The 15,077-nt window shown below is 63.4% G+C and carries 15 protein-coding genes and 1 pseudogene; 12 read left to right on the plus strand and 4 right to left on the minus strand.

The features are described 5' to 3' along the window. Positions 1-9 precede the first annotated feature (9 nt). The 4 genes from ABIB80_RS15600 (at position 10) to ABIB80_RS15615 (ending at position 3,279) form a co-directional block, all read left to right on the plus strand. Positions 10-723 carry a PIG-L deacetylase family protein gene (locus ABIB80_RS15600; RefSeq protein WP_219682585.1) on the plus strand — a complete coding sequence of 238 codons (714 nt, stop codon included), beginning with the start codon at positions 10-12 and terminating at the stop codon, positions 721-723. Then, the gene (locus ABIB80_RS15605) at positions 720-1,403 is read left to right on the plus strand and encodes a 4-carboxy-4-hydroxy-2-oxoadipate aldolase/oxaloacetate decarboxylase (protein WP_354127873.1); all 684 of its coding nucleotides are present in this window, start codon (positions 720-722) and stop codon (positions 1,401-1,403) included. The genes ABIB80_RS15600 and ABIB80_RS15605 overlap by 4 nt, the downstream gene beginning before the upstream one ends. Before the next feature lie 83 nt (positions 1,404-1,486). After that, on the plus strand, positions 1,487-2,356 hold the full coding sequence (locus ABIB80_RS15610; RefSeq protein WP_007592417.1) for a substrate-binding domain-containing protein: 870 nt from the start codon (positions 1,487-1,489) through the stop codon (positions 2,354-2,356). Beyond that, entirely contained in the window at positions 2,356-3,279 is a 924-nt protein-coding gene (locus ABIB80_RS15615; protein ID WP_007592414.1) for a DUF1932 domain-containing protein, read from the plus strand. The genes ABIB80_RS15610 and ABIB80_RS15615 overlap by 1 nt, the downstream gene beginning before the upstream one ends. Before the next feature lie 12 nt (positions 3,280-3,291). Here ABIB80_RS15615 and ABIB80_RS15620 read toward each other — a convergent pair whose 3' ends face one another. Both ABIB80_RS15620 and ABIB80_RS15625 read right to left on the minus strand, forming a co-directional pair. After that, the gene (locus tag ABIB80_RS15620) at positions 3,292-3,603 is read right to left on the minus strand and encodes a hypothetical protein (RefSeq protein ID WP_007592412.1); all 312 of its coding nucleotides are present in this window, start codon (positions 3,601-3,603) and stop codon (positions 3,292-3,294) included. Between the two features lie 213 nt (positions 3,604-3,816). Then, positions 3,817-5,058, minus strand: a complete 1,242-nt coding sequence (locus ABIB80_RS15625; protein WP_354127874.1) for an amidohydrolase family protein — start codon at positions 5,056-5,058, stop codon at positions 3,817-3,819. A 143-nt stretch (positions 5,059-5,201) separates the two neighbouring features. On the opposite strand from ABIB80_RS15625, the gene ABIB80_RS15630 reads away from it, so the two are divergent. Together ABIB80_RS15630 and ABIB80_RS15635 are read left to right on the plus strand one after the other, a co-directional pair. Beyond that, positions 5,202-5,621, plus strand: coding sequence for a nuclear transport factor 2 family protein (locus ABIB80_RS15630; protein WP_354127875.1), 420 nt, complete (start codon positions 5,202-5,204; stop codon positions 5,619-5,621). 179 nt (positions 5,622-5,800) lie between these two features. Beyond that, positions 5,801-6,709 carry an amino acid ABC transporter substrate-binding protein gene (locus ABIB80_RS15635; protein ID WP_354127876.1) on the plus strand — a complete coding sequence of 303 codons (909 nt, stop codon included), beginning with the start codon at positions 5,801-5,803 and terminating at the stop codon, positions 6,707-6,709. Between the two features lie 211 nt (positions 6,710-6,920). Here the strand turns inward: ABIB80_RS15635 and ABIB80_RS15640 are convergent, their stop codons facing one another. Further along, positions 6,921-8,132 (minus strand): acyl-CoA dehydrogenase family protein, encoded by a 1,212-nt coding sequence (locus ABIB80_RS15640; protein WP_354127877.1) that lies wholly within the window; start codon positions 8,130-8,132, stop codon positions 6,921-6,923. A 43-nt stretch (positions 8,133-8,175) separates the two neighbouring features. Next, positions 8,176-9,801 (minus strand): long-chain fatty acid--CoA ligase, encoded by a 1,626-nt coding sequence (locus ABIB80_RS15645; RefSeq protein WP_219684624.1) that lies wholly within the window; start codon positions 9,799-9,801, stop codon positions 8,176-8,178. Positions 9,802-9,978: 177 nt separating this feature from the next. Between ABIB80_RS15645 and ABIB80_RS15650 the strand changes: the two are divergent. The 6 genes and pseudogenes from ABIB80_RS15650 to ABIB80_RS15675 all read left to right on the plus strand — a co-directional run bounded on the left by ABIB80_RS15650 (position 9,979) and on the right by ABIB80_RS15675 (position 14,966). After that, positions 9,979-11,831 (plus strand): annotated as a pseudogene (locus tag ABIB80_RS15650) (flavin-containing monooxygenase). Between the two features lie 39 nt (positions 11,832-11,870). After that, positions 11,871-12,689, plus strand: coding sequence for a lytic murein transglycosylase (locus ABIB80_RS15655; RefSeq protein ID WP_354127878.1), 819 nt, complete (start codon positions 11,871-11,873; stop codon positions 12,687-12,689). Between the two features lie 196 nt (positions 12,690-12,885). Further along, complete coding sequence (locus ABIB80_RS15660) at positions 12,886-13,107, plus strand: hypothetical protein (protein WP_354127879.1); 222 nt, start codon at positions 12,886-12,888, stop codon at positions 13,105-13,107. A gap of 12 nt (positions 13,108-13,119) precedes the next feature. Then, positions 13,120-13,542 carry a hypothetical protein gene (locus tag ABIB80_RS15665; RefSeq protein WP_354127880.1) on the plus strand — a complete coding sequence of 141 codons (423 nt, stop codon included), beginning with the start codon at positions 13,120-13,122 and terminating at the stop codon, positions 13,540-13,542. Between the two features lie 371 nt (positions 13,543-13,913). Next, a complete protein-coding gene (locus tag ABIB80_RS15670; protein ID WP_354127881.1) occupies positions 13,914-14,360 on the plus strand; it encodes a MaoC family dehydratase in 447 nt (148 codons plus the stop codon). 93 nt (positions 14,361-14,453) lie between these two features. Continuing rightward, the gene (locus ABIB80_RS15675; RefSeq protein WP_354127882.1) at positions 14,454-14,966 is read left to right on the plus strand and encodes a hypothetical protein; all 513 of its coding nucleotides are present in this window, start codon (positions 14,454-14,456) and stop codon (positions 14,964-14,966) included. Positions 14,967-15,077 lie beyond the last annotated feature (111 nt).

Raw genomic sequence — 15,077 nt, forward strand, 5'->3', positions numbered from 1 at the left:
GTTTGTCCCATGAAAACAGGTCTCGTGATCACGGCCCATCCGGGCGATTTCGTCTGGCGCGCTGGAGGTGCCATCGCGCTGCATGCGAAGAAGGGCTATCGCATGAAGATCGTCTGCTTGTCCTTCGGCGAGCGCGGCGAGAGCCAGTTCGCCTGGAAGGAGAAGGGCGCGACGCTGGAATCGGTCAAGGCCGGCCGCAAGGACGAGGCGGAGCGTGCTGCAAAACTGCTCGGCGCCGAGATCGAGTTCTTCGACTGCGGCGACTATCCGCTGAAGCTGACCGAGGCGCATTTCAACCGCATGGTCGACATCTACCGCGAGCTCAATCCGAGCTTCGTGCTGACGCATGCGCTGGAGGACCCCTATAATTTCGACCATCCGAACGCGGCGCATTTCGCGCAGGAAACCCGCGTGGTCGCGCAGGCCATGGGTCACAAGCCCGGAGCGCAGTACAAATATTCGGCGCCGCCGGTGTTCCTGTTCGAGCCGCACCAGCCGGAGCAATGCAATTACAAGCCGGACCTGCTTCTCAAGATCGACGAGGTCTGGAAGGAGAAGTACGAGGCGTTCCAGATCCTCGCTGCGCAGAAGCATCTCTGGGGCTATTACGAGCGCGTCGCGCTCAATCGTGGCATCCAGGGCAGCCGTAACACCGGCGTGCCGATGACCTATGGCGAGGCCTATCAGCGCCTGTTCCCGACGGTAGCGGAGGAGCTGGCATGAAGCCCGTCGTCGTTCGTAACATCAAGCGCGCCGATCCCGCCGCCATGGCGGAGTACGGCGTCTCGACCGTGCACGAGGCCTATGGCCGGCTCGGCCTGATGAAGCCGTATTTGCGGCCGGTCTGGGCTGGCGCCGCGATTGCCGGTCCCGCCGTCACTGTGCTGGCGCAACCCGGCGACAACTGGATGATTCATGTCGCGGTCGAGCAGTGCAGGAAGGGCGACATTCTCGTCGTCGGCTGCACCACCGACAACACCGACGGCATGTTCGGCGAGCTGCTCGCAACCTCGCTGCAGGCGCGCGGCGTGCAGGGGCTGATTATCGATGCCGGCTGCCGCGACGTCAAAGCGCTGCACGAGATGAACTTTCCAGTGTGGTCGCGCGCGGTCTCGGCGAAGGGCACGGTGAAGGCGACGCTTGGCTCGGTCAATGTCCCCGTGGTCTGCGCCGGCGTCAACGTCGATCCCGGCGACATCGTCGTGGCCGATGACGACGGCGTCGTGGTCGTGCCGAAGCGCTACGCAGCCGAGGTCGCCGAGAAGGCGAAGAAGCGCAACGCCGACGAAGGCGGCAAGCGCAAGCGGCTGGCTTCGGGCGAGCTGGGCCTCGACATGTACAGCATGCGTGAGGCCGTGGCGAAAGCGGGGCTCGTTTACGTCGACGATCCCGAGGATGTCTGAGCGTAGTATTTTTTGAGCATGATCTATTCGGAAAACCGCTTCACACTTTTCCGGATCATGCTCTCGAGAAGCGGAGTGGGCCGATGGATCGTCTCAAGCTGAAGGCCGTGCTCGGCAGTCACCGCCATGTCGAGGCGGTGAAGAGCGGCGAGCTCCGCTCCGACCGCTTCGACCTCGACTTTATCGAATACACGCCGACCAACACTGCGTTCAAACCGATGGTGCGCGAGCAGGCCTTCGACGTCTGCGAGATGGCAATCGTCACCTATCTGATGGCGAAGGCGCATGGCAAGCCGCTGGTGCTGCTGCCTGCAGCCATGCTCGGCCGCTTTCAGCACTCCTACGCGCTCTATAATCCTGCGCGTGGAACGCTTGGGCCGTCCGATCTGGAAGGCAAGCGCATCGGCATCCGCTCCTTCACGACCACGACCGGAGCCTGGATCAGGGGCATCCTCGCCAACGACTACGGCGTCAACCTCGGCAAGATCCGCTGGGTCACCTTCGAGGATCCGCACGTCGCCGAATATGTCGACACCACCGAGCGCGCGCCGAAGGGCAAGAAGATCTTGCAGATGCTGCTCGACGGCGAGCTCGACGCCGTCCTCGGTGAGGCCTCGAGCGATCCGAAACTGAGGCCGCTGTTCCCCGATCCGGCCGCGGAAGCCGCCATATGGTACGCGCGCCGCAGCGTGGTCCCGGTCAACCATCTCGTGGTCGTGACCGAGCAGCTGGCGAAATCGCGTCCTGACGTGGTTTCGGGCGTCTATGATCTGCTCAAGCAAAACAAGGCGCAGGCGGGGCCTGCGGCAACGCCGGACCTTGTTCCGTTCGGAATCGAAGCGAACAGAAGGTCGCTGGAGCTGATCGTCGACTACGCGTTCCAGCAGGCGCTGATCCCGCGCCGCTATGCTGTCGAGGAGCTGTTCGACGCAACAACACGAGGACTGAACTGATGGCGGGCGATCCCAGGCGATGGCAGATCGGACTGGTCGGTTACGGCGAGGTCGGCAGGATCCTGGCCGAGGATTTGCGCCAGCAGGACATCACGGTCACAGCCTTTGACATCAAGCTCGGGGGCGAGCAGGGCGCACCGCTGATGGAGCATGCGGCGAAATTCGGTGTGGCGCTGGCGGTGTCTCACGCCGAGCTGGCCGCGAAGTCCGATTTCATCATCTCCGCGGTCACGGCGAGCCAGGCCGTGCCGGTGGCAGAGGCCTGCGCGGCCGCGATCAATCAAGGCACCTGGTTCCTGGATTTCAATTCGGCGTCTCCCGGCGCCAAGCAGTGCGCTGCCGCGCTGATCGATGGGGCCGCCGGACGTTATGTCGAGGGCGCGGTGATGACGTCGGTGCCGCCTTATCGCATCAAGGTGCCGTTGCTGCTCGGTGGTCCCGACGCCAGGGAACTCGAGCCGCTCTTGAACGCGATCGGTTTTGCGGCAAAGGTTGCGAGCGACAAGCTCGGGGTTTCCTCGGCGGTGAAGATGTGTCGCAGCATCATGATCAAGGGCCTGGAAGCCATGGTGATCGAGAGCTTCACCACCGCGCGCGCCTATGGCGTCGAGGATGCGGTACTGGCTTCGCTGGCGGAAACCTTTCCCACGATCGATTGGGAGAAGCAGGGCGCTTATTGCTTCCAGCGCGTGATCGAGCATGGCCGCCGCCGCGCCGAGGAAGTACGCGAGGTCGCCGAGACCGTGCGTGAAGCGGGGCTGACGCCGTGGTCCGCGCAGGGCACCGCCGAGCGGCAGGCCTGGGTGGCGGACCTCGCCGATGAGGGCCTGTTCGGAACGAAAGGCACCAAGGAGTTCGCCTGCAGCGCTGATTGGCGCACCGAGGCGGACCGAATCCTGGCGAAGATCAATCGCGAGAGCTAGGGCGGCTCCTGCTCAGGACTTTGCCGTGCGACTGCCGGTGAGCTCGTCGCGGGCGCGTTCGATCAACGCCATCAGGTCTTCCGTCTTGCGGGCCAGCCGATCATTCGCGGCTTCGGTCCGGAATTCTGCGCGGATCGATCGAATACACTTGTCGGCGGTATCGAGCGTCAGGAGCATGCGCGTTAGCTCATCCTGTGTCCGGACGCCCGCCAGATCGAGGTCCGACAGGACGTGCCCGATGCCGTCGAGCCGCTTCACCGCGGCCTCGCTGGGCGTTCTCGCTCGATTGGATTGGTGCTCGATGCCGCTGAATGCGCTGAACATGTCGATGCTTCCCCGTTGAATGCAGACATCAGTGCCGATCCTACTATGACGGGCACCGCGGGACTTGCAATGCGCGCAGCTATCGAGAATCAGCAAGAATCTACTATCCGGGAATCTACCGGATTCGGAATTGCGGAACGATGGGCGGTAACATCGAACGGAAGCTGCGGGGGAATCAGACGCCCTTCAATGCAGATATGCATTGAGAGCGGATCAGGAACCAGGGCGAAATAGAGTGGGCCGTTGCCGTGCAAAAGTCTGTCGGCCGCTCTTGAAGCCCATCACGATATCCGGCAGCTCGGCGATGGCGAAGCGGCTGTCTTGCGTGTCGAGCACAACGAGATCGGCCGGATTCCCGACCTCGATGCCGTAATCCCCGAGGTTCATCAGCCGCGCCGGCAGCTCGGTCACGAGATCAAGGCAGGTATCGAAGTCGTTGACCGAGGCATGCGCGACGTTGGCGTAGAAATTCGCCATTCGCAGCAGTGAGGCATCACCGAACGGCGTGAAGGGATTGAGCACGTTGTTGGTCGCGATCGAGCACAGCACGCCGTCGCCGGCGAACTTGTGGACGAGCGTCAGCCCGCGTGGCACGTTGTGGGTCGCCTCGCGCCCCATCAAATAGAGATCGGTTGCCGGCAGCACGGTGACGGCTACGCCGGCCTTCTCCAGTTGCGCAGTGGCGGCCCTCAGCCGCTCCGGTGGCAGTGCGGAGAGCTTCGTCGCATGGCCGATTGCCACGCGGCCCCCGTAGTTGCGCCGCTCGGTCTGCCGGCAGACCTCGTCGAGGTGCCACCAGGAGGGATTGACATCAAAATCGAGATGGAGATCGACGTCCACGTCGAACGCCTCGGCGAGGTCGAAGATGCGTGCGAGATGGGCGTTCGGATCGGTGTCCGTGTAAGGACAGCCGCCGATCACCGCGCCCCCGTCGCGCAGCGCCTGGATCAGAAGCTCCTCGCTGCCGGGATCGTTGGTGAGGCCTTCCTGCGGAAAGACACAGAGCGACAGGTCGATCGCCCAGGCATAGTCACGCTTCAGCGCCTTCACCGCCTCGAAGCCGCGCAAGCCGATGCGCGGATCGATCTCGACGTGGGTTCGCATGCGCGTGGTGCCGTGGACGATGGCACGTTCGAGCACCCGGGCGCCGCGCGCGTAGACGTCCTCGACCGAGAAATCCTTCTTCATCCCGGAGACGGCGCGGATCGCTTCGGAGACGCTGCCGTGATCATGCCCGCAGCGGCCGAGCAGGCAGGCCTTATCGAGATGGATGTGGCTGTCGACGAAGCCGGGCAGGGCGAGACGCCCTCCGACATCGACCTCAACGGCCTCGCAGGCGAGCGTCGGTTCGATGGCGGTGATCCGGCCGCGCGTGACGCCGATGTCCATCGGGTCGGCGGCACCACGCAGCAAGGCGTTGCGAAAGATGAGGTCAAAGGCGGGTTGCGTTGTCATGGCTCTTGGGGAAGGAATTTAGTGCATTCGGCCGCGTTTGGCGGCTCCAGATTGTCGGCAGTGTAGCGACGGAAATGTTCAAAATATATGCACGTATTCCCCGAGAGCGGCGGTAGTATTCCGCACCCCCTGGAGAATGAGCCATGTCCGCTACCGCAAAAGCCGAAGCCGGTCCGTCGTCCGACGCCGAGATCGTTGAAGCCTATCTCACGGCGTCGATGATCCCCGATCCGGACGCCGCGGCGGCCTATATGGCGCCGGGCACGGTGATCACCTTTACCGGCGGGCGCGAGTTCGATCATCCGCGGGGCCCGACCGGGTTCAACGCCAAGCGCTACCGCTGGGTCAAGAAGAAGATGGATCGGTTCGACGTCTGCCCCGGCGACGGCGAGACCGTGGTCTATAGCGTCGGCACGCTCTACGGCGAATGGATGGATGGGACCGCGTTCGAGGGCAACCGCTACGTCGACCGCTTCGTGGTGCGGAATGGCCAGATCACCAAGATGGACGTCTGGAACGACAGCGCCGAGCGGATCCTGGTCCAGCGCGGCATCGACGCGTAACAGCCATCCTGGCGCTTGAGGCGCCTCGACTCCAGGCGGACAAAAGAGCCGGTCACCATATCGCAAGCCGCGATAGCTGATAGATGCAAGCTCGTGTGGCGGCTGTCGCGGGCCCGCGCTATCAACGGAGCGATTGCTGCGCCCGGCATGGAGGCGCGAGCCTCCTCGAGGAGTTCCCAATGCGTTTACCCACTGTTGTCCTGGCCTTCACATGCCTTGCAACTGCCGCCTCCGCCGAAGACCTGTCGGGTACGCTTCAGAAAGTCAAAGAGACCAAGAAGATCACGCTGGGCTATCAGGAGGCCTCGGTCCCGTTCAGCTATCTCGATGGCAACCAGAAGCCGGTCGGCTTTGCCATGGATATCTGCCTCAGGATCGTGGATGCCGTGAAGAAACAGCTTGGTATGCCCGACATCGCCGTCGACACCATCGCCGTGACGTCGTCGAACCGGATTCCGCTGATGGTCAACGGGACGCTCGACCTGCATTGCTCGGCGACCACCAACAATGCCGATCGCCAGAAGCAGGTCGCCTTCACCAACACGCACTTTCTCAGCGCGACGCGATTTGCGGCCAAGAAAGCCGCGAAGATCAACACCATCGACGATCTCAAGGGCAAAGCGGTGACGGCGGTGGCTGGCTCGGTCAATTTGACGCAGCTCGCCAAGGTCAACACCGAGCGCAATCTCGGCATCAACGTGATGCCGGCCAAGGACCAGGCCGAGGCCTTCCTGTTGCTGGAAACCGACCGCGCCCAGGCCTACGCCCTCGACGACGTGCAACTCGCGGTCGCGATCGCGCGCTCGAAGGAGCCGCAGCTGTTCATGATCAGCGAGGAGACGTTCTCGAAGCCCGAGCCTTACGGGATCATGCTGCGGCGGGAGGACGCGCCGTTCAAGGCGCTCGCCGACCGCGCGACTGCAGAGCTGTACGCCAGCCAGGAGATCGAGGTCCTCTACAAGAAGTGGCTGGAATCGCCGACGCCGCCGAACGGCCTCAACTACAACGTCCCGATGTCGGGCGCCTTGCGCAACGCCTTCAAGAAGCCGAGCTCCAGCTTCGATCCGGATGTGTACGTGGTCAACTGAGGCGAGGGCGCCAAGGCGCTGGTTGCAATCGGCTGCGTGTCATTGTGCCCTCGCCCCTTGCGGGAGAGGGCATCTCCGCTGGTGGACGCAGACTCGCTCGGGTGAGGGGTCTGTCTCCGCGGATAGATACCTCTCGTCCGGCGCTTCGCGCCACCTTCTCCCGCAAGGGGAGAAGGGAAGATGGCACTGTGCTTCCGGCGAGTGCAGTGTTTTACGCGTTCGAATATTTCTTCAGCTCGAACCGCGCGATCTGGTTCCTGTGGACCTCGTCCGGGCCGTCGGCGAGACGCAGCAAGCGCGCGGTCGCGTAGGCCTGCGTCAATCCGAAATCGTTCGACGTGCCGCCGCCGCCATGGGCCTGGATCGCCCAGTCGATGATCTGGCAGGCCATGTTGGGCACAGCGACCTTGATCATCGCGATCTCGGCTTTCGCCACCTTGTTGCCGACGGTGTCCATCGCGTGGGCGGCGTTGAGCGTCAGCAACCGGGCCTGCTCGATCATGATGCGGGCTTCAGCGATTCGCTCCTGCGTCACCGTCTGCTCGGAAACCGGCCTGCCGAAGGCGACGCGGCTGCGCACCCGGCGGCACATCTTCTCCAGTGTGCGCTCGGAGAGCCCGATCAGCCGCATGCAATGGTGGATGCGGCCGGGGCCGAGGCGTCCCTGCGCGATTTCGAAACCGCGGCCCTCGCCGAGCAGCATGTTCTCCTTGGGCACGCGCACATCGGTGAAGACGACCTCGGAGGCACGGTCGGGCACGCCGTAGAAGCCGAACACGGGCAGGGGACGCTTGACCTCGACGCCCGCTGTGTCCATCGGCACCAGGATCATGGATTGCTGCTTGTGGCGGTCCGCATTGTCAGGATCGGTCTTGCCCATGAAGATGCAGATCTTGCAGCGCGGGTCGGTCGCGTTGGTGGTGTACCATTTGCGGCCGTTGATGACGTAATGGTCGCCGTCGCGGACGATCGAGCTTTCGATGTTGGTCGCATCGGACGATGCGACGGCGGGCTCGGTCATGGCGAAGCAGGAGCGGATTTCGCCAGCGAGCAGCGGCTTCAGCCAGCGCTCCTTGTCGTTCTCCGTGCCATAGCGCTCCAGCACCTCCATGTTGCCGGTATCGGGCGCCGAACAGTTGAAGACTTCGGGCGCGAGATGCGAGCGGCCCATGACTTCGCAGAGCGGGGCATATTCGAGGTTGGTGAGGCCCGCACCGTAGCCGGAGTCCGGCAGGAACAGATTCCAGAGGCCTTCAGCGCGCGCCAGCGGCTTCAGCTCCTCGACGACCGGATAGACCTTCCAGGGGCCCAGCTCCTCCGCCTCGCGATAAAAACGTTCCTCGTTCGGATAGATGTGCCGGTCCATGAAACTTTCGAGCCTGCGCTTGAGCTCAACGATTTTGGGGGACATCGAGTAGAGCATCTTTGGTCTCCTCAATCGATGGACAGGCCGGTGCGCAATCGGCTCAGGCGACGCGATACTCTTTGAATTTCTCGCGCAGCGCGGATTTGAGCACCTTGCCGGTGCCGGTCATCGGGAACTCGTCCATGAACTCGACGGCGTCGGGCATCCACCAGCTCGCGATCTTGGGGCGCATGTGGTCGAGTAGCGTCTTGCCGTCGACGGTCGTGCCCTTCTTGCGGACGACGAGGAGCAGAGGCCGCTCCTGCCATTTCTCATGGTTGATCGCGACCACGGCGGCTTGCAGCACATCGGGGTGAGACAAGGCGACGTCCTCGAGCTGGATCGAGGAGATCCATTCGCCTCCGGACTTGATGACATCCTTGGAGCGGTCGGTCAGCGTGACGTGGCCCTGTGGGTCGATCACGGCCATGTCGCCGGTGATCAGCCAGCTGTCGCGGTCGAGGCCTTCGTCGAGTTTCATGTAGCCGGACGCAACCCACGGTCCTCGCGCGCGCAGATGGCCGACGCTCTTGCCGTCGCGCGGCAGCTCGTTGCCGCCGTCGTCGACGATGCGCAAGGCGGTGCCGAAACAGGCGCGGCCGGACACCTGGCGGCGGTCGAACCTCTCCTTGTCGTCGAGATGCTCGGAGCCCGGCCGCAGGCCAGGCATCGAGCAGCCCAAGGCTTCGGTCATGCCCCAGGCCTGGACGTAGTCGACGTCGTACTCGCGCTTGAGCTTCTCGACCATTGCGCGCGGCGGTGCCGAGCCTGACGACAATGTTGCACGAAGTGTCGAGAACCTGTTGCCGGTGCGCCCTAACCAGTCGAGCAGGATCAGCCAGAAGCTTGGCACGCCCGCCGACAGCGTCACCTTCTCGCCTTCGAGCAATTCGTAGAGCTTGTCCGGCTCGTAATTGCGGCCGGGCAGCACCAGCTTCGAGCCGGTATAGGGCGCGGTGAACGGCATGTTCCAACCGTTGCCGTGGAACAGCGGCGCCATCGGCATCATCACCTCGCGCACGCCTTCCAGGTGCCCGGGCAGGAAGTCGAAATTGCAGGAGACCATGGTCTGCAGGATCGCGGCGCGGTGCGAATAGATTACGCCCTTCGGATTGCCGGTGGTGCCGGAGGTGTAGCAGATCGTGGACGCCGACTTTTCGTCGAACTCCGGCCAGACGAAGCCGTCGTCGTGCTCGTTCTCCAGCAGGTCCTCGTAGCAATGGACGTTGGCAAGCCTGGTCTCCGGCATCCGCTCGCGCGAGGACATCACGACATAGGCTTCGATCGATGTGAGCTGCGGCGCGATTGCCTCCACGATCGGCAGCGTGGCGCGGTCGATGAACAGCAGGCGGTCCTCGGCGTGATTGACGATGTAGACGAGTTGTTCGGGAAACAGCCGCGGGTTGACGGTGTGCAACACGTAGCCCATGCCCGGCGCGGCATAGAACATCTCGAAGTGACGGTGCGTATTCCAGGCCAGCGTGCCGACCCTGTCGCCGGGCATCATGCCGAGCCTCTTGAGGGCCAATGCCATGCGCTTGATGCGCGGATGGGCGTCGGCATAGGTGTAGCGATGGATGTCGCCCTCGATCTCGCGGGCGACGACCTCGGCCTCGCCGTGATAATCGGCCGCATACTGGATCAGGCCGCTGATCAGGAGCGGCATGTCCATCATCAATCCCTGCATCGTCTCCTCCGGACCGCCATGTCGTTGCATGGCGTGCGCTTGTGATGTGCGCTTGAGGTTAGCGGAACGCCACGCGACGTTCACGTAAAAAGCGAGGGGCGTGATTGCATGCGTCTCTTTTTCAGGGCTAAGTGATGCGAGCTGCCGGCGAAGCAGTTTCCGCCCCGGAGGAAATGAATGTCAGCGGAAAGACACAAGACCGGTGCAGCCGGCGAATCTACACTCGACATTGACGCACTCCGTGCGCGCTATCGCGACGAGCGCGATCGGCGCCTGCGCGCCGAAGGCAAGGCGCATATGTCGAGATGACCGGCGAGTTCGGGCGCTATCTCGACGATCCCTGGGCCAATTCCGGATTCGCGCGCGAGGCCGTCAGCGAACAGAACGAGGTGCTCATCGTCGGCGGCGGCTTCGGCGGCCTTCTGTGTGGCGCGCGACTGCGCGAAGCCGGCATCGATGATTTCCGGGTCGTGGAAAAGGCCGCCGATTTCGGCGGCACCTGGTACTGGAATCGCTACCCTGGTGCGGCCTGCGATACCGAGAGCTACATTTACCTGCCGTTGCTGGAAGAGACCGGCTACATGCCGGTGCGCAAATATGCGCGAGCACCCGAGATCTACGAACATTCGCGCCGCATCGGCCGTCACTTCGGCCTCTATGAGCGCGCTCTGTTTCAGACCGTCATCACGCGCATGGAATGGCAGGAGTACGAGGCACGCTGGCTGGTCGAGACCGATCGCGGTGATTGCATCCGCGCGCGCTTCGTCATCCTCGCTGGCGGCCCGTTGAGCCGTCCGAAGCTGCCGGGTATTCCCGGCATCGAAAGCTTCAGAGGACACAGCTTCCACACCAGCCGCTGGGATTACGCCTACACCGGAGGCACGGCCGAAGGTGGTCTGACCGGTCTTGGCGACAAGCGCGTCGGGATCATTGGCACCGGCGCCACCGCCGTGCAATGCGTGCCGCATCTCGGCCGCTCGGCCAAGGAGCTCTACGTCTTCCAACGTACGCCGTCGGCGATCGGCGTGCGCGACGACCGCCCGACGGATCAGAGCTGGGCGCAGGGGCTCAGGCCTGGCTGGCAGCGCGAACGCATGGACAATTTCACCGCCGTGATCTCGGGCGAGCCATTCGAACAGGATCTGGTGCAGGACGGCTGGACCGGCCTGCTCGGCGAGATCCTGCTGGCGCCGCGCCGCCAGCCCCAGCCGGTGACCTCGATCGAGGAGGCGCTCAAGGTCATCGAGCAGGCTGATTATCGCAAGATGGAAGAGATCCGGGCGCGCGTCGATGCGATCGTCAAGGATGAGATGACTGCTTCGGCGTTAAAGCCCTGGTACAAGGCCTTCTGCAAGCGGCCGTGTTTCCACGACGAATATCTCGACACGTTCAATCGTCCCAATGCGCATCTCGTCGATACCAGGGGACAGGGCGTCGATCGCATCACCGAGAATGCCGTCGTGGTCGACGGCCACGCCTACGAACTCGACTGCCTGATCTATGCCAGCGGTTTCGAAGTCGGTACCGATTACGCCCGTCGTATGGGCTTCGAGATTTATGGACGCGATGGCACGCGCCTGTCCGAGCGCTGGCGCGACGGCGTCAAGACGATGCATGGCTTCTACAGCCGCGGCTTCCCGAACTGCTTCCTGATCGTCATGGTGCAGGCCGGCCAGAGCGCCAACTTTCCGCACATCATCGACGAGCAGTCGCAGCACATCGCCTATGTGATCGCCGAGGCGCGCAAGCGCAAAGCGCGGACGCTGGAGCCGACGCTCGATGCCGAGAACGCCTGGGTCGAGGAGGTGGTCAAAGCCGCGCTCGGCCGCCAGACCTATCTCGCTGAATGCACGCCCGGCTACTACAACAATGAAGGCGTGTTCGATCCGATCGCGGCGAGAAACAGCCAGTATTGGCGCGGGCCGGTGGCATTCCTGCGGCTGCTCGACAAGTGGCGCAAGGAGGGCAATTTGGATGGACTGGAACTGTCGTATGATCACGCCATGGAGTCGGCGCCTTCGTCCGGGTAAACTCGGGCATTGGATCGCGCCAGAGAGAGGACATTAGACATGATCAGGGGCAGAACTGTAGCTGCGGCGGTTTTCGGGGCGATGACGCTGCTCGGCTGCCTGGCGCCCGCCGCCCAAGCCGCGCAATGCGGCAGTTCGTCGGCCGGCTTCGAGACCTGGAAGCGCGAGTTCAGTGCGGAAGCGCAGGGCAAGGGCATCGGCCAGACCGCGCTCACGGCGCTGATGCAGACCAATTACGCGAGTGCCACCATCGCGGCCGACCGCGGCCAGCGCAGCTTCTCGCTGTCGCTCGACCAGTTCCTCGCCAAGCGCGGCGCCACCACCATCGTCGCCAAGGGGCGTCAGCTCAAGAACTCGCAGGCCGCCTTGTTCGCCTCGATCCAGCAGCGCTATGGCGTCCCGCCGGGGCCGCTGATCGCGATCTGGGGCATGGAGACCGGATTCGGCAGCCAGCGCGGCAACCAGAACATGCTCTCCTCGATTGCGACGCTCGCCTATGACTGCCGCCGTCCCGAATTCTTCACCGAGCAGCTCTATGCGGCGCTGAAGCTGATCGATCGCGGCACGCTGTCGGGGGCAACCCGCGGCTCGATGCACGGCGAAGTCGGTCAGACCCAGTTCATGCCCAAGAACATCCTGGCCTACGGCACCGGCAATCTCGAAGTTGCCGCCAATGCGCTGAACTCGACAGCGAATTTCCTGAAAGCCCACGGCTGGCGTGCCGGAGCGGGTTACCAGCCGGGCGAGCCGAATTTCGCCGCCATCGAAGCCTGGAATGCCGCCGGCGTTTATCAGAAGGCGATCGCCCTGATGGGACGGCAGATCGATGAGGGCGGAGGTACGGCCGCCTCGCGCTGACCAGAGCCCCGTTTCGCACGGGTCTCTGGCTCCTTGTTTTGGCGCGTTTTCCTCAGGCGAACCGGCATCCACTTCGCTTGGACACGCTCCTGCTCAGCAAGGCGTGATGCGCGGGCAAGAGAAAGTTGTTGCCAACTGGAACCGACGGCACGAGGTTTGCTTTGATCGAACAGGGCTGGGCATGAGGAGACTCAACATGGCAACCCAGATCGTGATGGACCAGACTGGCGACACGCGCCACGACTTTGATCCTGGCAATGCCGAAGCGCTGGCGCGGGCCGAACGGCGCTTTCGGGAGCTGACCGGAGCGGGCTTCACCGCCGCGCTGCGAACCGGACCTGGCGAAGTCACCCGGATCCGATCGTTTGACCCGACCGCGCAGGAAACGCTGTTCTATCCCCGCCTGGTCGGCGGTTGATCTGAGCTGCTCATGATCGCGGCAGTCTGGCTCCGCGCGCCGGCGCGTGCGCGTTTGCATGCGCTACGCGAACTCTATCGGCGCTTCTTCGGCGAGAACACGCCGGATGCCCGCGGTCGCCGGCTCTTGGCCGAATGGCTGTCACCGGCGCAGTGCGCGCAATTCGAGCAGTACCGGCATTTCGATGTCGTCGGCTGCGATACCGGCAAGACCTATCGCATCCACTACGGCACCGCCGCCAACGTCCATGAGATCGACGCGGCCGGAAATGCGACGATGGGGTGGTGCTTTGTCCCGTCAGGCTTTCTCGTCCCCGGCGACGTCATGCTCGCACAGAAGATCGCGCTCGAGACCGACGAAAGGGGAGCTCTCGCGCTCGCCAACAGGTTTCCGCCGGCAACGCATTCTGAACACTTCTACCGGCGGCCGTTCTAGGGCGTGGCTGTCAGTAATGGGTGGTGCGATAGGCATCCACCGCGTGCGCTGCAAAAACGCCGACGCTGCAAAGCGCGAGCAGGGCCGAGATCAGCTCGATCATAGCTCGTCCTCCTGCGGCGGCAGGATGACGAGGTGCTGACAGCAGGAGTAATCCCAGATCAGGTCGAGGAAGAATTGCATGATGGCCGTCCCTGTATGATTTTGACAACCAGATAACCGACCATCTGTTTCAGGCGTGTTTCGTCGCATCTGGAAACGGGTTTCTTGGGGGAGCCCCAGGCTGGTTTGTGCGCTGCGGAGCCGCTACATCCCGCTCTTGCTTAACCCTGTTAGCCGCGAGGCGGCGCATCACATTGCGAGGCGAAATCATGGCGCAGGTCGAGTGGTTCGACGATCTCACCATTGGAATGCAGTTCAAATCCCCCGAAGTTCACGTCACCGAGGCCGACATCAAGCGGTTCGCGGCCGAGTTCGATCCGCAGCCGATGCATCTCGACCATGAAGCCGCCAAGCGGACCCTGTTCAGGGGTCTCGCTGCCTCGGGCTGGCACACCGCCGCGATTGCCATGAGCCTCGCGATCCAGACCCGCCCCTTCGGCCCGCATCCGCTGATTGGCGCCGGCGTCGATGGGCTGCGCTGGACCATCCCGGTACGGCCCGATGACCGCCTGCATCTGGTTGGGGAGGTCATGAGCCTGACGCCGTCGAAGTCGAAGCCGCAGGGTATCGCACTGGTGAAATGGACCATGTTCAACCAAAACGGCGAGGAGGTTTACACCTTCACACCGATCGCGATCGTCCCGCGGCGGGAGTAGGGCAGGGTCAGCGCCCTACGCAGCCGCCCGAAGCCCTTGCGGGTCACCGGCAGAGGTGGTCATCTCCGTCCGGGGAACACGCTGGAGGCTGACATGAAACGATCTCTTCTCGCCGCCGGGTTGCTGGCCGGCGCCTTGAGCGCAGTCGCTTTGACCGCAGGACCGGTGCAGGCGCAACAATCCAAAGTCGGCGACTGGACCATCGAGAAGCGCACGCAGGACGCACATTGCAATGCGAGCCGCGGCTACAAGGACAAGGAAGACGAGAACCGGGACTACGTCATCGTCATCACCTATTCCGAGAAGGCGATCGTCATCGTCATGATCTATGACGGCTGGGAGTGGGACAAGGTCGGCGAGATCCTCCGGGCCGATGTCGGAATCGATGACGCCGATATCATGAAGAAGGCCAAGTGGGAGGTCATGGACAAGACCACCGTGCGCGGCATTTTCGAATACGATCAGTCCATGATGGACCGGCTGTCCAGGGCCAAGCGTCTCTCGCTCGATTTCGAGGACGATGACGACGACAGCATCGAGATACAGGTGCCGCGTGCCGGTGAAGCGCTGGCGGCGCTGAAATTCTGCGAGGAGAATCGCAAGTAGGTTGCCGGAGCCGGATGCGAGGCCGGCGGGATCGGTGGCGAAAGGGTTCTGCAGCGCGACCGGCGCCTGACGCATCGCACACGTGACTCATCGCACACAGTCCGCGCGCTG

Origin of the sequence: Bradyrhizobium sp. i1.15.2 (assembly GCF_040548425.1) — a bacterium.
Lineage (GTDB): Bacteria > Pseudomonadota > Alphaproteobacteria > Rhizobiales > Xanthobacteraceae > Bradyrhizobium > Bradyrhizobium canariense.